26 protein-coding genes are annotated in these 23806 nt (G+C 64.8%); 14 read left to right on the top strand and 12 right to left on the bottom strand.

What is annotated here, in order from left to right; all coding sequences use genetic code 11:
* Nucleotides 1-158 precede the first annotated feature (158 nt).
* The 3 genes from rho to hemE form a co-directional block, all read right to left on the bottom strand.
* The gene (rho, locus tag FJ942_RS11345; protein WP_140491913.1) at nt 159-1424 is read right to left on the bottom strand and encodes a transcription termination factor Rho; all 1266 of its coding nucleotides are present in this window, start codon (nt 1422-1424) and stop codon (nt 159-161) included.
* A gap of 174 nt (nt 1425-1598) precedes the next feature.
* Nucleotides 1599-2135, bottom strand: a complete 537-nt coding sequence (gene hemJ / locus FJ942_RS11350) for a protoporphyrinogen oxidase HemJ (RefSeq protein WP_140491911.1) — start codon at nt 2133-2135, stop codon at nt 1599-1601.
* Nucleotides 2135-3166 carry a uroporphyrinogen decarboxylase gene (hemE, locus tag FJ942_RS11355; protein ID WP_140897757.1) on the bottom strand — a complete coding sequence of 344 codons (1032 nt, stop codon included), beginning with the start codon at nt 3164-3166 and terminating at the stop codon, nt 2135-2137. The genes hemJ and hemE overlap by 1 nt, the downstream gene beginning before the upstream one ends.
* A 403-nt stretch (nt 3167-3569) precedes the next feature.
* On the opposite strand from hemE, the gene FJ942_RS11360 reads away from it, so the two are divergent.
* The 5 genes from FJ942_RS11360 to dnaQ all read left to right on the top strand — a co-directional run bounded on the left by FJ942_RS11360 (nt 3570) and on the right by dnaQ (nt 7273).
* Nucleotides 3570-4391 carry a pyruvate, water dikinase regulatory protein gene (locus tag FJ942_RS11360; protein WP_140491905.1) on the top strand — a complete coding sequence of 274 codons (822 nt, stop codon included), beginning with the start codon at nt 3570-3572 and terminating at the stop codon, nt 4389-4391.
* A gap of 57 nt (nt 4392-4448) precedes the next feature.
* Nucleotides 4449-5048 carry a Maf-like protein gene (locus tag FJ942_RS11365; protein ID WP_140491900.1) on the top strand — a complete coding sequence of 200 codons (600 nt, stop codon included), beginning with the start codon at nt 4449-4451 and terminating at the stop codon, nt 5046-5048.
* On the top strand, nt 5041-5883 hold the full coding sequence (locus FJ942_RS11370; protein WP_140655093.1) for a shikimate dehydrogenase: 843 nt from the start codon (nt 5041-5043) through the stop codon (nt 5881-5883). The genes FJ942_RS11365 and FJ942_RS11370 overlap by 8 nt, the downstream gene beginning before the upstream one ends.
* Entirely contained in the window at nt 5880-6461 is a 582-nt protein-coding gene (gene coaE, locus FJ942_RS11375; protein WP_140559166.1) for a dephospho-CoA kinase, read from the top strand. Before FJ942_RS11370 ends, coaE begins: the two co-directional genes overlap by 4 nt.
* Before the next feature lie 107 nt (nt 6462-6568).
* Nucleotides 6569-7273, top strand: a complete 705-nt coding sequence (dnaQ, locus tag FJ942_RS11380) for a DNA polymerase III subunit epsilon (protein WP_140514104.1) — start codon at nt 6569-6571, stop codon at nt 7271-7273.
* A gap of 176 nt (nt 7274-7449) precedes the next feature.
* Here the strand turns inward: dnaQ and secB are convergent, their stop codons facing one another.
* Nucleotides 7450-7947 carry a protein-export chaperone SecB gene (secB, locus tag FJ942_RS11385; protein ID WP_140491875.1) on the bottom strand — a complete coding sequence of 166 codons (498 nt, stop codon included), beginning with the start codon at nt 7945-7947 and terminating at the stop codon, nt 7450-7452.
* Nucleotides 7948-8112: 165 nt separating this feature from the next.
* Nucleotides 8113-8613 (bottom strand): FxsA family protein, encoded by a 501-nt coding sequence (locus tag FJ942_RS11390; RefSeq protein WP_140491873.1) that lies wholly within the window; start codon nt 8611-8613, stop codon nt 8113-8115.
* Between the two features lie 213 nt (nt 8614-8826).
* On the opposite strand from FJ942_RS11390, the gene FJ942_RS11395 reads away from it, so the two are divergent.
* Genes FJ942_RS11395 through FJ942_RS11410 form a run of 4 tightly spaced genes read left to right on the top strand, consistent with a single transcriptional unit; the run spans nt 8827 to nt 11565 of the window.
* Nucleotides 8827-9531 carry a Tim44/TimA family putative adaptor protein gene (locus FJ942_RS11395; protein ID WP_140491871.1) on the top strand — a complete coding sequence of 235 codons (705 nt, stop codon included), beginning with the start codon at nt 8827-8829 and terminating at the stop codon, nt 9529-9531.
* A gap of 24 nt (nt 9532-9555) precedes the next feature.
* Nucleotides 9556-10659, top strand: coding sequence for a murein transglycosylase A (locus FJ942_RS11400; RefSeq protein ID WP_140897759.1), 1104 nt, complete (start codon nt 9556-9558; stop codon nt 10657-10659).
* Entirely contained in the window at nt 10656-11186 is a 531-nt protein-coding gene (locus tag FJ942_RS11405) for a Smr/MutS family protein (RefSeq protein WP_140897761.1), read from the top strand. The genes FJ942_RS11400 and FJ942_RS11405 overlap by 4 nt, the downstream gene beginning before the upstream one ends.
* Nucleotides 11187-11196: 10 nt before the next feature.
* On the top strand, nt 11197-11565 hold the full coding sequence (locus FJ942_RS11410) for a helix-turn-helix transcriptional regulator (protein ID WP_140897763.1): 369 nt from the start codon (nt 11197-11199) through the stop codon (nt 11563-11565).
* Between the two features lie 88 nt (nt 11566-11653).
* Here the strand turns inward: FJ942_RS11410 and FJ942_RS11415 are convergent, their stop codons facing one another.
* The 4 genes from FJ942_RS11415 to FJ942_RS11435 all read right to left on the bottom strand — a co-directional run bounded on the left by FJ942_RS11415 (nt 11654) and on the right by FJ942_RS11435 (nt 14897).
* Nucleotides 11654-11893: a hypothetical protein gene (locus FJ942_RS11415; protein WP_140491863.1), complete on the bottom strand. Its 240-nt coding sequence runs from the start codon at nt 11891-11893 to the stop codon at nt 11654-11656.
* A gap of 335 nt (nt 11894-12228) precedes the next feature.
* Nucleotides 12229-12849 carry a transglutaminase-like cysteine peptidase gene (locus FJ942_RS11425; protein ID WP_140491861.1) on the bottom strand — a complete coding sequence of 207 codons (621 nt, stop codon included), beginning with the start codon at nt 12847-12849 and terminating at the stop codon, nt 12229-12231.
* A gap of 173 nt (nt 12850-13022) precedes the next feature.
* Entirely contained in the window at nt 13023-14300 is a 1278-nt protein-coding gene (locus FJ942_RS11430; protein ID WP_140491858.1) for a polyhydroxyalkanoate depolymerase, read from the bottom strand.
* A 228-nt stretch (nt 14301-14528) separates the two neighbouring features.
* Complete coding sequence (locus FJ942_RS11435; protein WP_140491856.1) at nt 14529-14897, bottom strand: septal ring lytic transglycosylase RlpA family protein; 369 nt, start codon at nt 14895-14897, stop codon at nt 14529-14531.
* Nucleotides 14898-15207: 310 nt separating this feature from the next.
* Between FJ942_RS11435 and FJ942_RS28490 the strand changes: the two genes are divergently transcribed.
* The gene (locus FJ942_RS28490; protein ID WP_181167265.1) at nt 15208-15393 is read left to right on the top strand and encodes a hypothetical protein; all 186 of its coding nucleotides are present in this window, start codon (nt 15208-15210) and stop codon (nt 15391-15393) included.
* Nucleotides 15394-15626: 233 nt separating this feature from the next.
* On the opposite strand, the gene FJ942_RS11450 is transcribed toward FJ942_RS28490, so the two are convergent.
* The 3 genes from FJ942_RS11450 to tauA all read right to left on the bottom strand — a co-directional run bounded on the left by FJ942_RS11450 (nt 15627) and on the right by tauA (nt 18426).
* Nucleotides 15627-16487: an ABC transporter permease subunit gene (locus tag FJ942_RS11450; RefSeq protein WP_140524466.1), complete on the bottom strand. Its 861-nt coding sequence runs from the start codon at nt 16485-16487 to the stop codon at nt 15627-15629.
* Nucleotides 16484-17257: a taurine ABC transporter ATP-binding protein gene (locus FJ942_RS11455; protein ID WP_140655108.1), complete on the bottom strand. Its 774-nt coding sequence runs from the start codon at nt 17255-17257 to the stop codon at nt 16484-16486. Before FJ942_RS11455 ends, FJ942_RS11450 begins: the two co-directional genes overlap by 4 nt.
* A gap of 152 nt (nt 17258-17409) precedes the next feature.
* Nucleotides 17410-18426 carry a taurine ABC transporter substrate-binding protein gene (tauA, locus tag FJ942_RS11460; protein ID WP_140524462.1) on the bottom strand — a complete coding sequence of 339 codons (1017 nt, stop codon included), beginning with the start codon at nt 18424-18426 and terminating at the stop codon, nt 17410-17412.
* A 613-nt stretch (nt 18427-19039) separates the two neighbouring features.
* Between tauA and FJ942_RS11465 the strand changes: the two genes are divergently transcribed.
* From FJ942_RS11465 to FJ942_RS11480, 4 genes are all read left to right on the top strand, one after another.
* The gene (locus FJ942_RS11465; protein ID WP_140897765.1) at nt 19040-19510 is read left to right on the top strand and encodes an Rrf2 family transcriptional regulator; all 471 of its coding nucleotides are present in this window, start codon (nt 19040-19042) and stop codon (nt 19508-19510) included.
* A gap of 25 nt (nt 19511-19535) precedes the next feature.
* Nucleotides 19536-20876, top strand: coding sequence for an FAD/NAD(P)-binding protein (locus tag FJ942_RS11470; protein WP_140628372.1), 1341 nt, complete (start codon nt 19536-19538; stop codon nt 20874-20876).
* Nucleotides 20877-21063: 187 nt separating this feature from the next.
* Entirely contained in the window at nt 21064-22521 is a 1458-nt protein-coding gene (locus FJ942_RS11475; protein ID WP_140649492.1) for a pyridoxal-phosphate dependent enzyme, read from the top strand.
* Nucleotides 22518-23687 (top strand): PLP-dependent aspartate aminotransferase family protein, encoded by a 1170-nt coding sequence (locus FJ942_RS11480; RefSeq protein ID WP_140554727.1) that lies wholly within the window; start codon nt 22518-22520, stop codon nt 23685-23687. The genes FJ942_RS11475 and FJ942_RS11480 overlap by 4 nt, the downstream gene beginning before the upstream one ends.
* Nucleotides 23688-23806 lie beyond the last annotated feature (119 nt).

The following is a 23806-nucleotide window of genomic DNA, read 5'->3' on the forward strand; positions in this document are numbered from 1 at the left end:
GGCGAAGCTCCGTCGCGGAGACCCTAGGATCCATGCCGTGACTTTCGAGCGCTGCAACAGGTGGAAGATCCAGTCCGCCGCGCTCTTTGGCCGAGGCCATGGCATGGATCCTCGGGTCAAGCCCGAGGATCACGAAGAAGTGGAGCTCGCTCTGCGAACTACGTATTCATTGAATCGAAGAAGTCCGCGTTGGTCTTGGTCTGCTTCAGCTTGTCGATGAGGAACTCGATCGCGTCGGTGGTTCCCATCGGCGCCAGGATGCGGCGCAGCACGAAGATCTTCTGCAGGTCAGCGCGCGGCACCAGCAGGTCTTCCTTGCGGGTACCCGACTTCAGAATGTCCATGGCCGGGTAGATGCGCTTGTCGGCGACCTTGCGGTCGAGCTGGATTTCGCAGTTGCCGGTGCCCTTGAACTCTTCGAAGATGACTTCGTCCATGCGGCTGCCGGTATCGATCAGCGCGGTGGCGATGATGGTCAGCGAACCGCCTTCCTCGATGTTGCGGGCTGCGCCGAAGAAGCGCTTCGGGCGCTGCAGCGCATTGGCATCGACGCCGCCGGTCAGCACCTTGCCCGAGGACGGCACCACGGTGTTGTAGGCGCGGCCGAGGCGGGTGATCGAATCGAGCAGGATGACGACGTCGCGGCCATGCTCGACCAGCCGCTTGGCTTTCTCGATGACCATCTCGGCGACCTGCACGTGGCGCACCGCCGGCTCGTCGAAGGTCGAGGAGATCACCTCGCCCTTCACCGAGCGCTGCATGTCTGTCACTTCCTCCGGCCGCTCGTCGATCAGAAGCACGATCAGGTAGCATTCCGGATGGTTGGCGGTGATCGAGTGGGCGATGTTCTGCATGAGAACCGTCTTGCCGGTACGCGGCTGCGCGTTGATCAACGCGCGTTGGCCCTTGCCGATCGGCGCCACCAGGTCGATCACGCGCGGCGAGATATCCTTGGAGGTCGGGTTGTCGATCTCCATCTTCAGCCGCTTGGTCGGATAAAGCGGCGTCAGATTGTCGAAGTGGATCTTGTGGCGGATCTTTTCGGGATCGTCGAAATTGATCGTGTTGACCTTGAGCAGCGCGAAATAGCGCTCGCCCTCTTTCGGACTGCGGATCGGCCCCTCGACCGTATCGCCGGTCTTGAGCGAAAAGCGCCGGATCTGCGAGGGCGAAATATAGATGTCGTCGGGGCCCGGCAGATAATTGGCGTTGGCCGAGCGCAGAAAACCGAAACCGTCCTGCAAGACTTCGACCACGCCGTCGCCGATGATCTCGATGTCCTGGGCGGCCAGCTTCTTGAGGATTGCGAACATCAGCTCCTGCTTGCGCATGACGCTGGCGTTCTCCACCTCGAGCGATTCGGCATAGGCGATCAGCTCTGGCGGTTTCTTGTTCTTGAACTCGGTGAGTTTCATTTCTTGCATTAGGATAGACTCTGGGTAGGCTTTTGGGAGGAAATCGGCGGGATGCGATAAATGCCGGGCGCGGCCAAAAGCAATGAAGGGCGGCGCATGACGGGAAGGAAGACCCGTCTTTTATCGTCGGCCGGCTGAAAGAGCAAGCCGCCTTTTAGCAGGTCGTGAGAGAGGTCTGAAGGTTCAGAACGGCTTGACGACGACCAGGATCACGATAGCGATCATCAGCAATGTGGGGATCTCGTTGACGATCCGCCAGTGCCTCGCGGGTTTTTCGTTACGATCCTCGGCGAATTTTCGCACAGCGCCGGCCAGATAGCCGTGGATGCCCGACAGAACCAGCACCAGCGCGATCTTGCCGTGCAGCCAGCCGCCCTGGAAACCGAAACCTTTCCAGGCCAGCCATAGGCCGAACACCCAGGTGACGATCATCGCCGGGTTGATGATGCCGCGCAGCAGCCGGCGCTCCATCACCTTGAAAGTCTCCGACTGCACCGAACCCTTCTCGGCATCGGCGTGATAGACCAGCAGCCGCGGCAGATAGAGCATGCCCGCCATCCACGAGATGACGGCAAGAACGTGGATCGCCTTGGCCCAGAGATAGAAGCCGTCTGGAGCCGCCAGAAACAGCAGCGCGGTGAGCACGACCAGGGCCGCGATGCCGATCACCATGCGCATCATCGCCTGGCCCGTGCTGTTGGTGTTGCTCATCCCGGCCATCAGCGTGTCGCGCTCCTCACCAGTTTCACCATCGCCTCGACATGCGCAATCGGCGTTTCCGGGGTAATGCCGTGGCCAAGATTGAAGATCAACGGTCCGCTTCCCAGGCCCTCCAGGATCGCGCTGACGCCGTCGGCCAGCACCTTGCCGCCGGCGACCAGCCGCAGCGGATCGAGATTGCCCTGGACGGCCCCTTCCCGCTGCAACGCCTTCGCTGTCTCCAGCGGCACCGTCCAGTCGATCCCCAGCCCCGTAACGCCGGTCTTCTCGCGATAGCTCCGGTAGCGCGCGCCGGCGCCCTTGGGAAAACCGATGATCGGCACATCGGGATGGACCGCCCGAACCTGCCTCACGATCTCGGCCACCGGCTCGACGCAGAACAGCTCGAAACAAGCATCGTCGAGCACGCCGGACCAGGAATCGAATATCTGCACCACATCGGCACCGGCCTCGATCTGCCTGATGAGATAGGCGGCCGAATGATCGGTCAGCACCTTGAGCAGCCGACGAAACGCCGTCGGCTCCCGATAGGCGAACAGCCGCGCCGGCGCCTGGTCCGGCGTGCCGTGCCCGGCGATCATGTAGGTCGCCACCGTCCACGGCGCGCCGCAGAAGCCGATCAGGGTGGTTTCATCGGGCAGTTTCGCCCGCAACCGGCGAACCGTCTCGTAGACCGGTTCGAGATTCACGTGAAACATCGTGCTGTCCACGGCCGCGATTTCAGCCGCCGTGATCGGCGTCAGCAGCGGCCCTCGCCCCTCTTCGAAGCGTACGTCGCGGCCAAGCGCATGCGGAACGACAAGGATGTCGGAGAACAGGATCGAAGCGTCGAAGCCGAAGCGCTCGATCGGCTGCATGGTCACCTCGAAGGCAAGGTCGGGATCATAGCAGAGGTCGAGGAATGAACCTGCGCGTCGGCGCGTCTCGCGGTATTCCGGCAGATAGCGCCCGGCCTGGCGCATCATCCAGAGCGGCGGCGGAAACACTGTCCCACCCTTCAGCACGTCCAGCATGATCCGTCTTGCAGGCATAGAGCGCTCGCCTCTCCCGGCTTCCCTTTAATCAAATATCTTATTTTAAAAAATCTTCTGATTCTAAGAGTCTGTTGGTTGTGGTGGTTGTCACCTGTCCCGCTTTGGCCGTCAAAACACCAGCAAGCATATTGTCGCGCATTTCCAATCGCCCCTTGCAGGGTTCTGGGGACGAGCCGGAATCTTCCATTGGACTCAACACGCTAGAGCAGCGATCCTGCAGGTACGTCCTGTGGACAGACAAAAGGCAGAAATCTCCGTCCACGGACTTGTCCCCAGCCGCCCGACGAAGCCTACAGCGCATCGAATTGTGGACAAACCGGCATCTGATACAGTCGCTCCGGCCGGCGGGTTTTCCGAACCCTGCTTTATCCACATCCGCCCACAGCCCTAGGTAAACCCTGTGAACAAACCCCAGAGCTTCTTCCACCTGCACCTGATCTCCGACGCCACCGGCGAAACGCTGCTCGCGGCCGGCCGCGCGGCTTCGGCGCAATACAAGGATGCGCGCGCCATCGAGCACATCTACCCGCTCATCCGAACCGAAAAACAGGTGGCCAAAGTGTTCGAGGACATCGAGGAGGAGCCGGGCATCATTCTCTACACCGTCGTCGACCAGAAGCTGGCGCGCGGCATCGACGAGCGCTGCGCCGCCATGGGCCTGCCCTGCGTCTCCGTGCTGGAGCCGGTGCTCACCGTCTTCCAGTCCTATCTGGGCACGCCGGCCGGCCGCCGCGTCGGCGCCCAGCACGTCCTCGATGCCGAATATTTCCGCCGCATCGACGCACTCAACTTCACCATGGAACATGATGACGGCCAGTTGCCGGCCAATATGGACGATGCCGACATCGTGCTGGTCGGCATTTCGCGCACGTCCAAGACGCCGACCAGCATCTATCTCGCCAACAGGGGCATCAAGACCGCCAACATTCCGATCGTGCTCGGCGTGCCGGTGCCCGAAAGCCTGGTCAACGCCAGGACGCCGCTGATCGTCGGCCTTGTCGCCACCGCCGAACGCATCTCGCATGTCCGCCAGAACCGCATCCTCGGCAACAGCAGCGCCTATGTGCCAGGCGACTATGTCGACCGCGCCGCCATCAATGAGGAGCTCGCCTATGCCCGCCAGATCTGTACCCGCCATGGCTGGCCGATGATCGACGTCAGCCGCCGCTCGATCGAGGAGACGGCGGCGGCAATCGTTGCCCTGCGGGGGAAGACGCGGTAGGTGCAGATGAGAGAAGTGAGGGGTGCGCGATGGAACGCCAACCCTGGGTGAACCAGCATGACCGAAAAAATCATCCTCGCCTCCGGCAGTCCGTTCCGCAAGACGATGCTCCTCGGTGCCGGCATCGACGTCGAGGCGGTTGCGCCTGATGTCGACGAGCGCGCGCTCGAGGCGCCCCTGCAAGGCAGCGGCGCCTCGCCCGAGGATGTCGCGCTGGTGCTGGCCGAAGCCAAGGCCACCGAAGTAAGCGAGCGCAGGCCCGGCGCGTTGGTGCTCGGCTGCGACCAGACGCTGTCGCTCGGCGACGAGGTGTTCCACAAGCCGGCCGACATGGAAGGGGCGCGCCGCCATCTGCTGGCGCTGTCGGGAAGGACCCATCAGCTCAACAGCGCCGCGGTCCTGGTCCGCGACGGCGAGGTGCTGTGGCGCCATGTCGGCATCGCCAGCCTCACCATGCGCAAGCTCGATCCGGCCTTCATCGGCCGCCACCTGGCGCGCGTCGGCTCAAGGGCGCTGTCGAGCGTCGGCGCCTACCAGGTCGAAGGCGAAGGCATCCAGCTCTTCGAGAAGATCGAGGGCGACCACTTCACCATTGTCGGCCTGCCGCTGCTGCCGCTGCTGGCCGAACTGCGCACGCTGGGAGCGATCGATGGCTGAGGCGACCAAAAAGGCCTTCGTCACCGGTCACCCGATCAAGCATTCGCGCTCGCCGAAGATCCACGGCCACTGGCTGGCCAGATACGGCATCGACGGCAGCTACCAGGCGATCGATGTCGCGCCGCAGGATTTCGCCGAATTCCTGAGCACATTGCAAGCGAACGGCTATCTCGGCGGCAACGTCACCATCCCGCACAAGGAGGCGGCGTTCGCCCTGATCGAGCGCCGTGATGAGGCAGCCCAGCAGATCGGCGCCGTCAACACGCTGTGGCTGGAGGGCGGCCAATTGTGGGGCGGCAACACCGACAGCCATGGCTTCGCCGCCAATCTCGACGATCATGCGCCGGGTTGGGCGTCCATTGGCCCGGCGGTGGTGCTCGGCGCCGGCGGCGCCTCGCGCGCCGTCATCCACGCGCTGAAGCAGCGCGGCATCCGCGATATCCGCATCGTCAACCGCACGCTTGCCCGGGCGGTGGAATTGCGCGACCGGTTCGGCGCCGGTGTCTCGGCGCATGGCATGGCGGCGACCGGTGAACTGCTTGCCGATGCCGGCCTGCTCATCAACACCACGGCGCTCGGCATGCAAGGCAATGAGGGTCTGGCCGCCGACCCGGCCCTTTTGCCGGACCACGCGATCGTCACCGATATCGTCTATGTGCCGCTCGAGACGCCGCTGCTTGCGGCGGCAAGCGCGCGCAAGCTGAAGACGGTGGACGGCCTCGGCATGCTGCTCAACCAGGCGGTGCCGGGTTTCGAGCGCTGGTTCGGCGTGCGGCCCCAGGTCACACCCGAATTGCGCGCGCTCGTCGAAGCCGATCTGGCGCCAAAACCATGATCGTGCTCGGCCTCACCGGTTCGATCGGCATGGGCAAGTCGACCACCGCGAAAATGTTTGCCGAGGCCGGCATCCCGGTCCACGATTCCGACGAGACGGTGCATCGCCTCTATGCCGGCAAGGCAGCCCCCCTGGTCGAGGCCGCGTTTCCAGGAACCACCGGCGCCGGAGGCGTCGACCGGGCAAAGCTCGGCGCTCGGGTGCTTGGCGATGCGGCCGCGCTGAAAAGGCTGGAAGCGATCATCCATCCGCTGGTGCGCGCCGACGCCGACGCGTTCCTGGCGCGCAACCGCGCCGCCGGCGCGCCGCTTGCCGTCCTCGACATTCCGCTCCTGTTCGAAACCGGCGGCCGCGACCGCGTCGACAAGGTCGTCGTCGTCACCGCGCCGGCCGAAGTCCAGCGCCAGCGCGTGCTGGCGCGGCCCGGCATGAGCGAAGAGAAACTCGCCTCCATCCTGGCCAGCCAGGTGCCGGATGCGCAAAAGCGCCGCCAGGCCGACTTCGTCATCGATACCAGCCAGGGCCTGGATGCCGCGCGGGCTGAGGTCAAAGCTATCATCGCGGATTTGAGAGGTTAGATCGGCGCCTCTTTTCCTTCTCCCACAGGGGGAGAAGGAAAAAAGTCATTGCCCATTGCCATTTTGTTCCGCTCTCACGATTCTGCTTGCCAGGAGCGACTGATTCGATGCGTGAGATCATTTTCGATACGGAAACCACCGGCCTCGACATGCGCGACGACCGCATCATCGAGCTTGGCGGCGTCGAGCTGGTCAACCGCTTTCCAACCGGCAAGACCTTCCACCACTACATCAACCCGCAGGGCCGCTCGATCCATGCCGAGGCGCAGGCCGTGCACGGCATCAGCATGGCGGACCTGCAAGGCAAGCCGTCCTTTGCCGAGATCGTCGAGGAGTGGATCGCCTTCACCGACGGCGCCAAGCTGGTCGCCCACAACGCCACCTTCGACATCGGCTTCCTCAATGTCGAGTTCGGCCGGCTCGGCCATCCGGCCGTCGACATCGGACGCGTCGTCGACACGCTGGCGCTGGCGCGGCGCAGGCATCCGATGGGTCCCAATTCGCTCGACGCGCTCTGCCGGCGCTACGGCATCGACAATGCGCGGCGCACCAAGCACGGCGCCTTGCTGGATTCGGAGCTGTTGGCCGAAGTCTATATCGAGCTGATCGGCGGCAAGCAGACGGCTCTGATCCTGGACACCGTTTCAGTGCAGATGAACGGCGCGGGCGAAGTGGCAGACATCGATATCTCGGTCGGCGCACGGCCGATCGCCCTGCCCCCGCGGCTGAGCGAAGCCGAGCGCGCTGCGCATGCCGGCATGGTCGCCACGCTTGGCGAGAAGGCGCTTTGGCTGAAGGTGATGGGCGCCTAGGACGCGTCGTTCTCCTCGCCTTCGTCATCGTACGGCGGAGCAGGAGCGAAGCGACGTCGCGGAGACCCTAGGATGACGAGGTCGGGGGCTCTGCGGCCAAACCGGCCGCACCAGCCTCGAAAACGAAAAACCCGGCGCGAGGCCGGGTCTTTCTGCAATATCCGTACGAGCCGGAATCAGCTCACCTGGACCTTCGACGCCGCCTGGTCCTCGGCCAGCTTCTGCTGGAACATCTGCGCGAAATCGATCGGGTCGAGCATCAGCGGCGGGAAGCCGCCATTGCGCGTTGCCTCGGCGATGATCTGCCGGGCGAACGGGAACAGCAGCCGCGGGCATTCGATGAACAGGATCGGCAGCATGTGTTCCTGCGGGAAGCCACTGATGGCGAAAACGCCGCCATAGACCAGCTCGACGTTGAACAGCACTTCCTGGTCGAAGGAGGCCTTGGCGTTCAGCGTCAGGTTGACGTCGAATTGCTTGTCGGAGAGCGGATTGGCGTTGACGTTGACGTTGATGGCGATGCCGGGCGCCTTGTCGCGGCCGCGCAGCGAGTTCGGCGCGCCGGGACTTTCGAAGGAAAGGTCCTTCACATACTGGGCAAGGACGTTGAGCGAGGGCTGCGCCGTATTGCCGTTTCCGTTGGCGCCGACCGGCGCGTCATCTTTGCTGGCCATGAGCCTTGTGTCCTTTTGCCTGGGCAGCATTGCTGACCGAATTGAAATCGGGCGTTCGCTACCATGGCCGGCATGACAAGACAAGGTTTGCCGCCTTGCGACCGGAGGGGATCCAGACTGTGTCGAGATTCAGGTCAGGCCGGCATCACCTGAACATCAATAGCCTCAATCGTCCTTCAGGCGGCGCCAGGGCGAATTGTGGTCCGGCCCGCGCTTGAAATCGTCTTCGCGCGAATAATCGCCGTCGTCGAGGTCGATGACCCTGTCGCGCGGCCGGCCGCGGAAGCCGCCGGCCGAGAAATTCGTCGCCACCACGATGCGGCCCTTGAGCCTGCGCCAGGCAAGATCGCGCACCGGCGGCAGGAACAGGAGAATGCCGAAAATGTCCGATATGAAGCCCGGGATGATCAGCAGGATCGCGGCGAGCACGATCATGGCGCCGTGCGCGAGCTGGCGGCTCGGATCGCGGCCGGCGCCCATCTCGGTGCTGATGCGGCTCATGACGCCAAAACCCTGATGCCTGAGCAGCAGCGCCCCGGCGATGCTCGAGGCGAGCACCAGGCCGACCGTCGCCAGCGCGCCGATCTGGCGCCCGACTATGACGAAGCCGGCGATCTCCAGCAGCGGAAGCGCCAGAAGAAAAACGGGAAATAACGAAATGCGCAAGTCTTGCCGATCCTTCCGATCGTTCTGGCGTTGGTCTGTTTTGCCCGCCAGCGGCCGCCGGCCGCTGGCGCCGAGGCTGTTAGATAGGTATGGCTGCCTTTGATTTGAATGATTGCGCCTTGCGTTCTATATGGTTTGCATGTTGAACGCTATGCGACCGCTGCCCTGTTGGCCGGGCGGTCCGGCCGAGGGCAGGATTGATTGGCGGAAGATATGGGTTTCTTCGACTTCGGCACGATTTTCTTTCTGATTGCGGCAGTTGTGATCTTTTTCCAGCTGCGCAATGTGCTGGGCCGTCGTACCGGCAGCGAACGGCCGCCTTTCGATCCCTATACCGCCGCCCGCACCGGCGACAAGGATGCGCAGAAATCCGAGAATGTCGTGTCGCTGCCGCGCAAGCGCCAGCCCGGCGAGCCGGCCGGCGAGGTCTATGCGGCCATCGACGCCTTTGCCAAGCCCGGAACCGACCTCAACAAGGGCCTGCGCACCATCAAGGACAACGATCCGTCCTTCGACCCGAAGGGTTTCATCGACGGCGCCAAGATGGCTTACGAGATGATCGTCATGGCCTATGCCGACGGCGATCGCAAAACGCTGAAGAACCTTCTGTCGCGCGATGTCTATGACGGTTTCGTCGCCGCGATCGGCGAGCGCGAGGCGCGGTCGGAAAAGATCCAGTCTTCCTTCGTCGGCATCGACAAGGCCGACATCGTCTCGGCCGAGATGAAGGGCGGCGAGGCGCATGTCACGCTGCGCATCATCAGCGAGCTGATTTCGGCTACGCGCGACAAGGCCGGTGCGGTCATCGACGGCGACCCCGAAACCGTCGCCGAGGTCAAGGACGTCTGGACCTTCGCCCGCGACACGCGCTCGCGCGACCCGAACTGGAAGCTCGTCGCCACCGAAGAAGAAGATTGAATCCCTGACCGCGGCGGGCCTGTCGTGTCTTTCCATCAGGCATTCAGCGAAAGATCCTTCGGCGCTCTGCCCGGCTGGGATGACGACGACCATCTGGCGGCCTTCGAGGCCTTTCGCCGCTCCGCCTTCCATGTCCTGGCCAAGCCCTATCGCAGCGGCGCGCTCGGCGTCGACTTTGACGCCTTTGCCGGTGCCTATGCCGAGGCGCGCGCGGCCCCTCCTGCCAGCCGGTCGGAGGCCCGCGCCTTCTTCGAGCGTCATTTCGTCCCCGTGCAGGTGCGTCCAGAGACCGGCGCCGGCCTCGTCACCGGCTTCTACGAACCGGAGGTCGAGGCCTCGCCGGTGCGCACGGAGCGTTTTGCCGTGCCGCTTCTGTCGCGTCCCGCCGATCTCGTCGACATCGACGACGCCAACCGGCCCGACGGCATGGACCCCTATCTCGCTTTCGCGCGCCGGACGCCGGACGGGCCGGCCGAATACTTCGACCGTGGCGCGATCGAGCGCGGCGCGCTCGCCGGCAAGGGACTGGAGATCGCCTGGCTGGCCGACAGGGTCGATGCATTCTTCATCCATGTGCAGGGCGCGGCGCGGCTTCTCATGACCGACGGCAGGCTGTGCCGCGTCACCTATGCGGCCAAGTCCGGCCAGCGCTTCACCGGGCCCGGCAAGGTGTTGAGCGAGCTCGGCGAGATCCCGCTGGAAAACGTGACGATGCAGTCGATCCGCGCCTGGTTCAGGGCGCATCCCGGCCGCGTCGACGAGATCCTGTGGCAGAACCGTTCCTATATCTTCTTCCGCGAGGCCGCGGTCGAGGACGCAACGCTCGGGCCGATCGCCGCCGCCAAGGTGCCGTTGACGCCGGGCCGCTCGATCGCCGTCGACCGGCTGCTGCACACATTCGGCACGCCCTTCTACATCGACGCGCCATCGCTGACGGCCTTCGAGGCAAAACCGTTCCGGCGCCTGATGATCGCGCAGGACACCGGCTCCGCCATCACCGGGCCGGCGCGCGGAGATCTCTTCGCCGGCTCGGGCGACGCCGCCGGCGAGATTGCCGGCGTGGTGCGCAATCCGGCCGATTTCTACGCGCTGGTGCCGCGCCCGCTCGTCTCGGGGTCGAGGCCATGACCCGCCGCCCCGACAGGCTGAGCGAGGACGACCGGGTGCTGTGGAACCTGGTGGCGCGCACGGCCAAGCCGCTGAAGGGCAAGGCCGCCGTGCCTGTCCCGGATTTCGGCATCGAGGCGAAGCCGGCGCCGACGCAACAAGCCCGGCCCGTTGCCGGTCCGGCCGGCGCGCCTAAGCCGAAGGCCCAGCATGTCTCCCATGCACTCGACGAGCCGACGCTGGACAAATTGTCGAAAGGCCGGCTGCCCATCGAAGGCCGGGTCGACCTGCACGGCATGACGCAGGACGAAGCCTATTCGCTGCTGTTCTCCTTCCTGCACCGCGCCCATGCCGGCGGCATTCGTTACGTCCTGGTCATCACCGGCAAGGGCTCGTCGTCGGGCGGCGACGGCGTGCTGCGCCGCGCGGTGCCGGCTTGGCTGTCGACGCCCGCGTTCCGGCCGCTGGTCTCCAGTCACGACCATGCCGCGCGCAACCATGGCGGCTCGGGCGCGCTCTATGTCAGGCTGCGGCGGGTCCGGTCGTGAGGATGGGGTCGTGACCCCGTTCGGCGAGAGGCTGCGGGCGCTGAGGGCCGAGCGCGGCGTCACCCAGAAGGACATGGCCGCCGCCATCGGCGTCAGCGCCGCCTATCTGTCCGCGCTCGAGCACGGAAGGCGGGGCGCGCCGACCTGGACGCTGATCCAGAAGATCATTGGTTATTTCAACATCATCTGGGACGACGCCGAGGAACTGGCGCGACTGGCCGAAGGCTCGCATCCGCGCGTCAGGCTCGACACGTCGGGCCTGAGCCCGGCCGCGACCGAGCTTGCCAACCTCCTGGCCGAGAACATCGAAAAGCTCGACGAGGACGAACTGCGCGGCATAACCTTCTCTATCCGAGCGGCGCTGGGGCGGCGGCGGTAGGCCGGGTTTGCCCGGCTCTCGCGGCGGCTGAGCTCCCGATCGCGAAACGGTGCCCGCCAGCAGCAGCCGGCGGGCCGCCTTGATGAGATCAGTTCTTGCCGGCCGTGCTGCCGCCATTGCCACCGCGGCCGTGATCACCATGGCCGCGGCCACCATTGCCGCCGCCAAGGCAGTCCGATGCGCCGGCGGCGCCGCAACAGCGGCCGCTCCACAGGTCGTTGAGATTGGTGTTGGCGCAGCTTCGAATGGTCTGATCGGCCAGAGCGGATCCGGCCATGCCCGACACCGCGACGGCGGCGAGAAGGGTGTTACGCAGGAAAGCAGTCATTTGAAGTCTCCATGGTTGGTTTCGGTTCACGGCTGTGTGTCGCCGGCCGGGCCGAAATGGTTCATGGAGGGTATGGGAATTTTTTGGGGAGTGCGCGAGGCGCGTGACTGCAACGTCGGCGCCGCCCCTGATCCGCCTGCCGGCACCTTCTCCCCGTATAGGACGGGGAGAAGGGAGACAGCCGCGCCCTTGGCGTATTTCTTGCGACGTCGGCAATTGGGGAAATCGTCGATGACAGCGTCTTTCTCCCGTCACTATACGGGGAGAAATGCCCGGCAGGGTAATGAGGGGCGGGGCCGACATCCGGCGGTTGGGCGCGCCGCCCGCCGCAGTCCCTACTCCACGGACCCCACCAGCACCTGCTGGCCGCCGCGGATCGAGACCCAGCGGCCGGTGTTGTCGATCGCCTGGCGCTTGAGGAAATGGTAGCCGGTGTCGTCCCAGGCCTTGACCTTGTCGGTCAGATTGTCGAGCACATAGTCGCCTCTGTCGGTGCGCACCGTCAGCACCGAGTGCCCTTCGCCGTCGGGTTTGCGCACCACGGTGATGAGAAGATCGGCAAGCGATATGCCCATCCGGGACAGCAGGCGCCGCTTTTCCAGCACATAGTCCTCGCAGTCGCCGACGCCCTTGGCGGGATAGGCCCAGACCTCGTCCTTGCCATAGATGTCCATGTCGCTCATCGGCTTGACGGCGGCATTCACCCTGGCGGTGACCTTGGCCAGCTTGCGCCACAACCTGTCCGTCATCGCGGCCGGCGCCAGATTGCCGGGACGGATTGCGCATTCGCGGGCATTGAGCCTGCAGAAATCATAATGGCCGATCGGTTGCGACGCGACGCCGCCGGTCGTCATCGCTCCGGCCGCCAGGGCCGGTGCCACCCAGCCTCCCATCATTGTCGCCAGTCCGGCTACTGCGCACGCACGAAGCGCTCGCGCCATTGGTGAGGAATTCATTGTCCCCGCTCGCCCTTGTTATTAATGAAAGGTTAAGGGCGATCTACAGTCCGTGTCAATTACCACGATTGGGTGATTTGCGACATGGTTACCCGCGAGACGCATGGCAGCGGCACCCGTGCGACAGGCCTGCCCGGCCTGTCCGGCGCTATCGGGCCGGCAATGCAGGCTGCCTATCTTTTGGCGGTGCGGACCAGCTTCGGTTTCACGGCGACCCGGTTCTGGCGGCCATAGCTGGTGATGAAGTCGACGATGCGCGGCACGATCTCGGCGCGGAAGCGCGACCCGTTGAAGACGCCGTAGTGCCCGACCGCGGGCTGCATGTAATGCGCCTTCCTGTCGGCGGGAATGTTGACGCACAGATCGTGCGCCGCCCGCGTCTGGCCAAGGCCGGAAATGTCGTCGTTCTCGCCCTCCACCGTGAACAGCGCGACATTGCGGATGGCCGAGGGATCGATGGGCGTGCCGCGATGCGTCATCTCGCCCTTGGGCAAGGCATGCCGGACAAACACCGTGTCGACCGTCTGCAGGTAGAACTCAGCCGTCAGGTCCATCACCGCCAGATATTCGTCGTAGAAGTCGCGGTGCTTCTCGGCGCTGTCGCCGTCATGCTTCACAAGGTGCATGAAGAAGTCCTTGTGGGCGATGATGTGGCGGTCGAGGTTCATGCTCATGAAGCCCGAAAGCTGCAGGAAGCCTGGATAGACCTCGCGGCCGAAGCCCGGCACCGGCCAGGGCGCGCGCATCACGACATTGTCGCGGAACCAGTCTATGCCCTTCTCCTCGGCCAGAAGGTTGACCGCGGTCGGGTTGCGGCGCGTGTCGATCGGCCCGCCCATCAGGGTCATCGTCGCAGGAACGAAGGGGTCGCCGCGCGTTTCCATCAGCGCCACGGCCGCCAGCACCGGCACGGAAGGCTGGCAAACAGCCATCACATGCGTGTCGGGGCCCAGCACATGCAGCATGTCGACGACATAGTCGATATAGTCGTCGAGATCGAATTGGCCGTCGGCCGTCGGCACCATGCGGGCGTCGATCCAGTCGGTGATGTGCACGTCGGCATGGGGCAGCATGGCTTCGACCGTGCCGCGCAGCAGCGTCGCATAGTGGCCCGACATCGGCGCCACGATCAGAAGCTTCGGATCGCGCCGCCGCCCGGCGGGCACGGCGCGCTCGAAACGCACCAGGTTGCAGAACGGTCGTGACCAGACGACCTTCTCGGTCACTGCCACGCTCTTCCAGTCGACCACCGTCTTGTCGAGGCCGAATTGCGGCTTGCCGTAGCGGCGCGTGGTGCGCTCGAACAACTCGGCGCCCGCCGCGATCGAGCGGCCCCAGGACGTGTGCGAGAACGGATTGAGCGGGTTGGAATAGAACAGCCGCACCGCATCGGCATAGAGACGGGCCGGCTGCAGGGCGGCGTGGTTCATTTCATAGAGCTGGTAGAACATCCGTTTACCCCGCTGCGGCCTGCGACCGAAGGGGCGGCGAGCAGTGCCTGGCCCTAACTGTCTCGCGGGGAAGTTAACAACTAATTGCTGCGATGCAATACGTCACGTGGCGTGATCTATACGCATTCTTGGTCCAAAGCGTTGGAAATCAGCCTTGGACGGTACAAGCCGGCTCATTGTGCAGGTGCGAAGGCCAGGCGGCCCGGCCCTCGGGCCGGGCAGTGGTGGTCAGACGCGCGCCATGCAGACCGCGGTGTGGCCCGAACCGATGAAGCCGAGCTGGCCGGCGGCACCCTTCGACAGGTCGAGCACGCGTCCCCGGATGAACGGTCCGCGATCGTTGATGCGCACCACGACGCTGCGGCCATTGTTCTGGTTGGTGACCCGCAGCTTGGTGCCGAAAGGCAGCGTGCGGTGTGCGGCGGTCAAGGCCGAAGGGTTCATCCGTTCGCCCGACGCGGTCCTGGAGTGCAGGGCGTACCAGGAAGCGCGGCCGCATTGACCGGCGGCGGAGGCGGCTGGAGTGGCGGAGGCGCCGACCATCAGGCCAGCAGCGATCGTCACCGCGGCAAGCGCGGTCCGGTTGTTGTTATTCATATTTGGGGGAAGGCTCCGTTTTTGACAGGCCCCAGCCGTTACGGAGACAATAAGGCACGAAATGCGGCAATCATCTGGCGGTTCCATGGCGCCGGCACACGTTTGGAGTCGCCCGGTAACAGTCTGTCAGTGATTTCCCGACGGTCAGCGATCAACTCACGATGATGTTCCAGCGGATATCCATGTCTTGTTTGACAAGATCGAGCGGCAACATCCAAGTAGAAGATGCTGCTGCCGAACCGATTCCTTTGCCTCTTTCATCGCGACGGCGACGACGCGACCGATCAACTTCGGAAGGGAGAATCCGGCAATGAGACTGATCAAAAATCTGCTGGCGTTGATTGTGCTGGCCGTCGGCGCGCTGTGGTCGCTGCAAGGCATCGGCGCGATCGGCGGCAGCTTCATGACCGGCCAGTCGCAATGGCTCACCATCGGCATCGTCGTCATGCTGGTCGGTCTCGCCGGGCTCGTGTGGGCGAACCGTTCGCGCGGTTGAGCCGCTCTCGCTGCGACCAGTACTGCCAGGCCCAGTAGAAGCTTTCGTCTCGCGGCGGCAGGCGGTCACGCCCGGCCGGGAGTCGGACGGGCGCCGGCGAGCGCGGACCGTCCTCCCTTGTCGCCTTGTCCTCCTCTATCGCCTTGCCATCGGATGTCAGGCCCAGCAGCCAGGTGCCAAAATGGGCGAACAGCATGGCGGTGGAATGGGTCATCGTCATCTCCGTTTCCCGATCATTCGCGTCCCGCCCACGGCACGAGCGCGCGCTCGATCCTGCGGATGGCGAATTCGAGCACGAAGGCGATGGCCGCGATCACCAAAATGCCCATGACCACCACGTCGGTGACCAGGAACTGCGCCGCCGACTGGATCATGAAGCCAAGCCCGCGCGTCGCCGCCACCAGTTCGGCGGCGACCAGCGTGGACCACCCGGCGCCGAGAGCGATGCGCAGTCCGGTCAGGATCGACGGCAGCGCGCTGGGCAGGATCACGTGGCGGACCACCTGGCGCCTCGTCGCGCCAAGCGAACGCGCGGCGTTGATGCGCTCCTGCGAGACGCCGCGGACGCCGGACGCGGTCGACAAGGCCACCGGCGCCAGCATGGCGATGGCTATCACCAGGACCTTGGACGGCTCGCCGATGCCGAACCAGATGATGACCAGCGGCAGATAGGCGAGCGGCGGGATCGGCCGCAGGAATTCCAGCAGCGGATCGAAAATGCCGCGGCCGACGGTGCTGATGCCGATGGCGAGGCCAACCGGCACGCCGACGAGGAGCGCCGCGATGAGCGCGGCGAACACCCGCCCCAGGCTGGCGGCGATATGCTGGACGAGCGTTGCGTCGACAAAGCCGTCGCGGGCGACGATGATGAATTTGTTCCACACCGCGACAGGCGAGGGCAGGAATACCGGCGACACCAGTTGCAGGCGGGCCGACAGCGTCCACAGCGCCAGCACCAGAAGAATGGTGGCCGCGCTGACCATGCGCGCCGAAACGCCCTTGCGCTTCGGGACCGGGCGCGACCATGGCACCGACAGGCCGTCGGCCTCTTCGGTCCTGGGGCCGGAGCGTTCGGTGTAGGAGGAAATGGTCATGCCGCCTCTCCCTCGAAGATCGCGTCGGTCAGTTCGCCGCGCGCCGCGGCGAAGCCAGGATCGGCCTTGATGGCGCGGATGGCCTCGCCCGCTGCGTAGCGCCTGGAGAAGCCCGGCTCCAAGGTCCGCACCACCCGGCCCGGCCCGGGCGCCAGCACCACGATGCGGGTGGCGAGCACCAGCGCCTCGTCGATGCCGTGCGTGACCATAAGCACGCCGACCTTGCTTGCCGTCCACAGGTCGAGCAGCGTCGTCTGCATGCGCTCGCGCGTCAGCGCATCGAGCGCGCCGAGCGGCTCGTCGAGCAGCAGGAATTGCGGCCCGGCAGCCAGCGCCCGGGCAAGGCCGACGCGCTGGCGCATGCCGCCGGACAGCTCCCAGATGCGCTTGTCGCCGGCATCGGTGAGCTTGACCAGGCCGAGCAATTCGTCGGCGCGGCGCGCCCGCTCGGATGGCCCGACACCGCGCAGCCTGAGCGCGAAGGCGACGTTCTCGCGCGCCGTCAGCCAAGGAAACAGCGCGTCGTTCTGGAACACCACCGCACGGTCCGAACCGGGTGCTGCGATCGGCCGGCCGTCGATCGCGGCCGTGCCGCGTGCCGGCGCGACAAAGCCGGCGGCTACATTGAGCAGCGAGGTCTTGCCGCAGCCGGAACGGCCGACAAGGACGACGAAGTCATCGCTGGCGACGTCGATCGATACCCGCTCGACGGCGGGTGCGGGCTGGCCGTCATAGTGGATCGAGATTCTGTCGAGCACGAGATGCGACATGAGCCCTCGCAGGAGTTCGTTGAAGTCCGCCTGCCCGAAGCCGCGCCTCGTCAGCGGCTCCGGGACAGACGACACGCGGCGTCAGGAAAGCCGCGCGCGTCTCATCGGGGCGCCACCTGCCCGTCGTGGCATGGGGCGCTCCAACGCTCGGGTCAGTTCGAGGCCAGCGCCTCGGTGACGTATTTCGATGTCACATATTTCGAATAGTCCGGCAGCACGGCGTCTACCTTGCCCTGCTCCTTGAGGAAGGCGGACGCGGCCGCGATCGCCTTGACCGTGCCGCCGCCGAGGAACTTGTCGGAGGCCTGTTCTTCGAGTGTCGGGAAGACGTAGCCCTTGAGCAGTTCAGGCACTTCCTCGACCTTGGCGCCGGTCAGCTTGGCGATCTCGGCCGCCTGCGGCGACGCTGCCGACCAGGCGTCGGGCTTAGCCAGGTACTCGGCATAGGCCGCACCCGTCACCTTGACGAAGTCGCGCACCGCTTCCGGGTTCTTTTCGGCAAAGTCGGTGCGCACGATCCAGGCGTCGAAGGTCGGCGCGCCCCAGGCGGCGACCTGGGAGGAATCCAGCACCACCTTGCCTGATGTCTTGACCTGGCCGAGCGCCGGATCCCAGACATAGGCCGCATCGATATCGCCGCGCGAAAAGGCAGCGGCGATTTCCGGCGGCCTGAGATTGAGGATCTCGACCGATTTCGGGTCGACATTCTCATGTTTCAGCGCGGCAAGCAGGCTGTAATGCGTCGTCGAGACGAAGGGCACGGCCACCTTCTTGCCGGCGAGGTCGGCGACCTTCTCTATGCCGGCGCCGTTGCGTGCGACCAAGGCCTCGGATGGCCCGATCAGGCCGACGACGAAGATGGTCTGGACCGGCAATTCGCGGCTCGCCGCCGCCGCCAGCGGGCTCGAACCGACATAGCCGATGTCTACCGAGCCGGATGCGACCGCGGCGATGACATCGGCGCCGGAATCGAATTTGCGCCAGTCGATGGCGGCGTTGGTAGCCTTTTCATAGGCACCATCGGCCTGCGGCACCTTGGAGGGTTCGACCACCGTCTGGTAGCCGATGGTGATCTTGAGGTCGTCGGCAAAAGCCGGGCCGAGGAAGGCGGCGCCGGCAAGTGCGGCCGTAGACAGGAGAAGGATGCGTCGCGAAATGGTGGTGGACATCAAGGGCTCCATGAAACAGGGGAAAACCGGATTGCTTCATGATAGTCCGCTAATTCTATGGTTCTTGTAGAGTTAAATTCTTCTAGCGGGGCCGGATTTGTTGGAAAAAGCTGCCGGTGCCGAGGTCCCCAGGCGGATTTGGCGGCTATGGCGCTTCAAGAGTGGCGAGATCATCACGTTCGGGAAGCTCCAGCCACCGCTACGGCCTCCGATCGCGAACGAGAATTCACGTTGCAGCCGCTTGAAAGGCAAATCCATGCTTCAGATGGATTGGAATTTAAAAACGTGTTCCGCCTGTTCGCGTTTAAGTATAGTAAACTTATCGACATAGAGACTTGGAGGCGACGATGAGAGGTCATACCCATCCGTATCGCGGCGATCGCCGGTGGCACCGGTCTCGGGCCGTCGCGCCACGGTTTGTGTCCCAGGCGTAACAAGTCAGGTCCAAAATGGCCGCAATGGCTTGAAAATCAAGCAAGATCAATCGCGATTGGCTTGTATATCATGTTGGTAGAATTTATGTGTCATGGATGCTTGAGCGCGGCGGGAGGCACGCCAGGCGTTTCGCAAAGGATGGCCTCGAGCCATCGCATGACAGAGAAACGTTCGGATCATGCTCACCAAGAAAGGCAAGTACGGCCTCAAGGCGCTCGTCCATCTGGCACGGATGCCGGCCGGGCAGCTTGCCTTCGTCAACGACATCGCGACCGGCAACAGCATCCCGAAGAAGTTTCTCGACGCCATCCTGGGCGAATTGCGCAATGCCGGTTTCGTGCAGAGCCGCAAAGGCAAGGATGGCGGCTATCGCCTGGCGCGGCCACCGGAGGAAATCAGGGTCGGCCATGTCGTGCGTGTGCTCGACGGCCCGCTGGCGCCGATCCCTTGCGCCAGCCGTACCCAATACCAGCGCTGTGAAGACTGTAACGAGGCGACATGCCAGGTTCGACATCTGATGCTGGAAGTCCGGCAAGCGATCGCCGAGGTGCTCGACCAGCGCAGCCTCGCCGAGATGCGCGAGATCGGCCTCGACGACCTTGGGGTCGCAAGGGGCCTCGACGACCTCTCGGTTGCGGTGAAGGCCTGACGCCGGCGCGTCGCACGGGGCTGGCATGAGCGGCCGCGGCAACTCGATCATCATCGTCGGCGGCGGCGCCAGCGGGGTCGTGCTCGCCGCGCATCTGCTGAGACAGCCCAATCCCGACCTTCGCGTCACGCTGGTCGAGAAGCGCCCGCATTTCGGCCAGGGCATCGCCTATTCCACATTGCTCTCCGCGCATGTGCTGAACGTCAGCGCCGCCGGTATGAGCGCCTATGCCGACGATCCCGGCAATTTCTGGCGCTGGCTGGTGGAACGCGGCCTGGCAACGCCCGAGCAGGCGCCGGTCTACGCGCCGCGCAGCATCTATGCCCGCTATCTCGGCGAATTGCTGGACGATCTCGAGGCGCGCGAGAGGGAGACCGGACGGCTTCGGCTGATCCATGAGGAGAGCCTGTCGATCTCGCCCACGGCCTCGGGGGTCGAAGTGGCGCTCGCCAACGGCACCAGCGTCGTCGCCCATCTGGCGGTGCTCGCCACCGGCCATGACGAGGTGCCGGCCATGGGGCAAGGCCATGCGGTTCGGATGGGATCGGAGGCCGACACCGCGCTCGATCCCGACCGGAGCGTCATGGTGCTGGGAACGGGCCTCAGCATGGTCGACGCATTCCTGGCGCTCGAACAGCGCGGCCACCGCGCGGAGATCGTCGCGGTGTCGCGGCGCGGCCTGCTGCCCTCGCCGCACCGCAAGGGCAATCCGATCAAGCTCGACGTCGCCGATATCCCGCTCGGCACCCAGCTTTCCTATTTCGTCGGCTGGTTCCGCGACCTGATCCGGGAAAACCAGAAGGCCGGCATCGACTGGCGCGACGTCGTCGACGGCCTGCGTCCGTTCAACCAGAAGATCTGGCAGAACTGGCCGGCCTCCGCCAAGCGCCGTTTCGTCGAGCACACCAAGGCGTGGTGGGACATCCACCGCCACCGCATGGCGCCCGAGGTCCATGCCCGCGTCACGCAAGCGGTGCAGTCCGGCCGCATCCGCCTCGTCGCCGGCCGTGTCGTCGACATCGCGGCGGGCGACGAGTTCACGGTCCAGGTCCAGTCGCGCCACACCAAGCGGCTGGAGAGATTCGAGGTCGCCCGCATCTATGATTGCTCCGGCATCGTCAGGGACATCTCGGGCTCGTCGAACAGCGTGGTGCGCTCGCTGGTCGACCGCGGGCTGGCGCGGCCGGATCCGCTGCGCATCGGCCTCGACGTTACGGCCAATTGCGAGATCATCGCCGGCGACGGCACGGTGTCCAGGAAAATCCTCGCCGTCGGCCCGCTGACCAGAGGCACCTTCTTCGAGATCGACGCCATCCCGGATATTCGCGTCCAGTGTGCGAGGCTGAGCAAGCAGCTGCTGGGGTAGGGCGTCGGCGTTCTACGCCGCCCCACAAGCCTGCGGGCGATTTGCACGACGGAGCCCGCCCCGGAATTTCATTCTCCATCTAGCCGGTCGATTGGCACGATCTATCTTCTTTCCCACTGCAAAGGGCTGGAAAAGAGGATACGCTGCCGCCCTGCACGAGGCGGCCGCTTGATCATGGAGCATCGATATGAGCAGGCACAAGATCGCGCCCTCGGATAGCGCCCCTTTGGAAAACGCCGCTTCGGAAAACGCAATGTCGCGCCTGCGGCCGCCTTACGGATCGGTGCTCGACCTGATCGGCCAGACCCCCGTGGTCGAACTGACCCAATTCGACACCGGCAAGTGCCGGCTGTTCATCAAGCTCGAAAGCCAGAATCCTGGCGGCTCGATCAAGGACCGTATCGCACTGTCGATGATCGCGGCGGCCGAGAAGGAGGGCAGGCTGAAGCAAGGCGGCACGATCGTCGAGGCGACGGCCGGCAATACGGGGCTGGGCCTGGCCCAGGTCGGCATCCCCAAGGGCTACCGTATCATCCTGGTCGTGCCCGACAAGATGTCGCGCGAGAAGATCCAGCACCTGCGCGCACTGGGCGCGGAAGTGCGCATGACGCGCTCCGATGTCGGCAAGGGCCACCCCGAATATTACCAGGATATGGCCGAAAAGATCGCGGCCGAGCTGCCCGGCGCCTTCTACGCCAACCAGTTCGCCAATCCGGCCAACCCTGAGGCGCACGAAACCACCACCGGTCCGGAAATCTTTTCGCAGCTCGACGGCGATGTCGACGCGGTGGTGGTCGGCGTCGGCTCCGGCGGCACGCTGACCGGCCTTGGCCGGTTCTTCGCCAAGGCATCGCCGAAGACGGAAATGGTGCTGGCCGATCCGGTCGGCTCGGTGCTGGCGCCGCTGATCAAGACCGGCAAGATGGTGGAGGCCGGCAGCTGGACTGTGGAAGGCATCGGCGAGGACTTCGTGCCGCCCAATGCCGAGCTGTCGCTGGTCAAGAAGGCCTATTCCATATCGGACAAGCAGAGCATGCTGGCGGTGCGCGATCTCCTGTCCCGGGAAGGCATCCTGGCCGGCTCGTCTTCGGGCACGCTGCTGTCGGCCGCCTTGCGCTATTGCCGCGAGCAGACGTCGCCCAAGCGCGTCGTCACCTTCGTCTGCGACAGCGGCAACAAATATCTGTCGAAAGTCTTCGACGATTTCTGGCTGGCCGAGCAGGGGCTGGCCGAGCACGAGCAGCATGGCGACCTGCGCGACCTGGTGATGCGCACCCACCGCACCGGCGACACCGTCTATGTCGGTCCGGACGAGAGCCTGCTCAACGCCTATGGCCGCATGCGCCGCTCCGATGTCTCGCAGCTGCCGGTGCTCGACGACGGCAAGCTGGTCGGCATCGTCGACGAAAGCGACATTCTGGCCAAGGTCGACGGCCCCTATGAGGGCCGCTGGGAGCGCTTCAACGCGCCGGTGCGCACGGCGATGACCTCCAATCTGCATACTTTGCAGGCCAGCCAGACGCTGGACGCGCTGCTGCCGGTATTCGACCGCAACGAGGTCGCCATCATCTTCGACGGCGACGAGTTCGTCGGCCTGATAACCCGCATCGACCTGATCAACCATTTGAGGCGCCGTGCACGATGACCGCATCCGGAAAGAACCGCCTGGCCTTCTCCACCCGCACCATCCATGGCGGCCAGAGCCACGATCCCCTGACCGGAGCGGTGATGGTGCCGATTTACGCCACCTCGACCTATGGCCAGCAGTCGCCCGGCGTGCACAAGGGCTTTGAATATGCCCGGAGCCAGAATCCGACGCGCTTTGCCTTCGAGCGCGCGGTGGCCGATCTCGAAAGCGGCTCGGCTGCCTTCGCCTTCGCCTCCGGGCTGGCGGCGATCGCCACCGTGCTGGAACTGCTCGATTCCGGCGCCCACATCGTCGCCACCGACGACATCTATGGCGGCTCCTTCCGCCTGATGGAGCGTGTGCGCAAGCGCTCCGCCGATCTCAAGGTGAGCTTCGTCGACTGCACCGACCTTGCGGTTATAGAGGCGGCAATCCGCCCGGAGACGAAAATGCTCTGGGTCGAGACGCCGACCAACCCGCTGCTGCGCATCGTCGATCTCGAAGGCGTCGCAGCCCTTGCAAGGCGCAAGGGCATCCTCTCGGTCGCCGACAACACATTCTGCAGCCCCTATTTGCAGCGGCCGCTGGAGCTCGGCATCGACGTCGTGGTGCATTCGACGACGAAGTACCTCAACGGCCATTCCGACATGGTCGGCGGCGTGGCTGTTGTCGGCGACAACAAGGATCTGGCCGATCGCCTGAAATTCCTGCAGAACGCCATCGGCGCCATTTCGGGCCCGTTCGACAGTTTTCTCGCCCTGCGCGGCCTCAAGACATTGGCGCTGAGGATGGAGCGGCACTCGTCGAACGGCCTCAAGATCGCGCAGTGGCTGGAAGCCCGCAAGGATGTGCGCCGGGTCATCTATCCCGGCCTCGCCAGCCATCCGCAGCATGCCGTTGCCGTCCAGCAGATGCATGCGTTCGGCGGCATGATATCAGCCGTGCTCGACCGCGACCTCGCCGGCACGAAACGCTTCCTCGAACGCACGCAATTGTTCACGCTGGCCGAAAGCCTCGGTGGCGTGGAGAGCCTGATCGAGCATCCGGCGCTGATGACGCATGGATCGATCCCGGCGGAGAAGCGCGAAGAGATCGGCATATCGGATTCGCTGGTGCGGCTGTCGGCGGGCATCGAGGATGGCGACGATCTGATCGCGGACCTGGAGCAGGCGCTGGGGGGCTGAGCGGCGGCGCTCCCGCTGAGACGAGCCAGTCTCCAAGCCAGCGCTGCCCCTTACCTGCCTGCCGGCATCCTCCCGTATAGTGACGGGGAGAGGGGCGCTGTGTCTCGATTTGCGCCAAT

The sequence above is a fragment of the Mesorhizobium sp. B2-4-2 genome (assembly GCF_006442845.1).
In the GTDB taxonomy this organism is placed as follows: Bacteria; Pseudomonadota; Alphaproteobacteria; order Rhizobiales; family Rhizobiaceae; genus Mesorhizobium.

What these genes read in the sequence shown, in the direction of transcription:
- rho (WP_140491913.1), bottom strand. Translation starts at nt 1,424, where the DNA reads ATGCAAGAAATGAAACTCACCGAGTTCAAGAACAAGAAACCGCCAGAG.
- hemJ (WP_140491911.1), bottom strand. Translation starts at nt 2,135, where the DNA reads ATGGCCGGGATGAGCAACACCAACAGCACGGGCCAGGCGATGATGCGC.
- hemE (WP_140897757.1), bottom strand. Translation starts at nt 3,166, where the DNA reads ATGCCTGCAAGACGGATCATGCTGGACGTGCTGAAGGGTGGGACAGTG.
- FJ942_RS11365 (WP_140491900.1), top strand. Translation starts at nt 4,449, where the DNA reads ATGACCGAAAAAATCATCCTCGCCTCCGGCAGTCCGTTCCGCAAGACG.
- FJ942_RS11370 (WP_140655093.1), top strand. Translation starts at nt 5,041, where the DNA reads ATGGCTGAGGCGACCAAAAAGGCCTTCGTCACCGGTCACCCGATCAAG.
- coaE (WP_140559166.1), top strand. Translation starts at nt 5,880, where the DNA reads ATGATCGTGCTCGGCCTCACCGGTTCGATCGGCATGGGCAAGTCGACC.
- dnaQ (WP_140514104.1), top strand. Translation starts at nt 6,569, where the DNA reads ATGCGTGAGATCATTTTCGATACGGAAACCACCGGCCTCGACATGCGC.
- secB (WP_140491875.1), bottom strand. Translation starts at nt 7,947, where the DNA reads ATGGCCAGCAAAGATGACGCGCCGGTCGGCGCCAACGGAAACGGCAAT.
- FJ942_RS11395 (WP_140491871.1), top strand. Translation starts at nt 8,827, where the DNA reads ATGGGTTTCTTCGACTTCGGCACGATTTTCTTTCTGATTGCGGCAGTT.
- FJ942_RS11405 (WP_140897761.1), top strand. Translation starts at nt 10,656, where the DNA reads ATGACCCGCCGCCCCGACAGGCTGAGCGAGGACGACCGGGTGCTGTGG.
- FJ942_RS11415 (WP_140491863.1), bottom strand. Translation starts at nt 11,893, where the DNA reads ATGACTGCTTTCCTGCGTAACACCCTTCTCGCCGCCGTCGCGGTGTCG.
- FJ942_RS11425 (WP_140491861.1), bottom strand. Translation starts at nt 12,849, where the DNA reads ATGAATTCCTCACCAATGGCGCGAGCGCTTCGTGCGTGCGCAGTAGCC.
- FJ942_RS11430 (WP_140491858.1), bottom strand. Translation starts at nt 14,300, where the DNA reads ATGTTCTACCAGCTCTATGAAATGAACCACGCCGCCCTGCAGCCGGCC.
- FJ942_RS11435 (WP_140491856.1), bottom strand. Translation starts at nt 14,897, where the DNA reads ATGAATAACAACAACCGGACCGCGCTTGCCGCGGTGACGATCGCTGCT.
- FJ942_RS28490 (WP_181167265.1), top strand. Translation starts at nt 15,208, where the DNA reads ATGAGACTGATCAAAAATCTGCTGGCGTTGATTGTGCTGGCCGTCGGC.
- FJ942_RS11450 (WP_140524466.1), bottom strand. Translation starts at nt 16,487, where the DNA reads ATGACCATTTCCTCCTACACCGAACGCTCCGGCCCCAGGACCGAAGAG.
- FJ942_RS11455 (WP_140655108.1), bottom strand. Translation starts at nt 17,257, where the DNA reads ATGTCGCATCTCGTGCTCGACAGAATCTCGATCCACTATGACGGCCAG.
- tauA (WP_140524462.1), bottom strand. Translation starts at nt 18,426, where the DNA reads ATGTCCACCACCATTTCGCGACGCATCCTTCTCCTGTCTACGGCCGCA.
- FJ942_RS11465 (WP_140897765.1), top strand. Translation starts at nt 19,040, where the DNA reads ATGCTCACCAAGAAAGGCAAGTACGGCCTCAAGGCGCTCGTCCATCTG.
- FJ942_RS11470 (WP_140628372.1), top strand. Translation starts at nt 19,536, where the DNA reads ATGAGCGGCCGCGGCAACTCGATCATCATCGTCGGCGGCGGCGCCAGC.
- FJ942_RS11475 (WP_140649492.1), top strand. Translation starts at nt 21,064, where the DNA reads ATGAGCAGGCACAAGATCGCGCCCTCGGATAGCGCCCCTTTGGAAAAC.
- FJ942_RS11480 (WP_140554727.1), top strand. Translation starts at nt 22,518, where the DNA reads ATGACCGCATCCGGAAAGAACCGCCTGGCCTTCTCCACCCGCACCATC.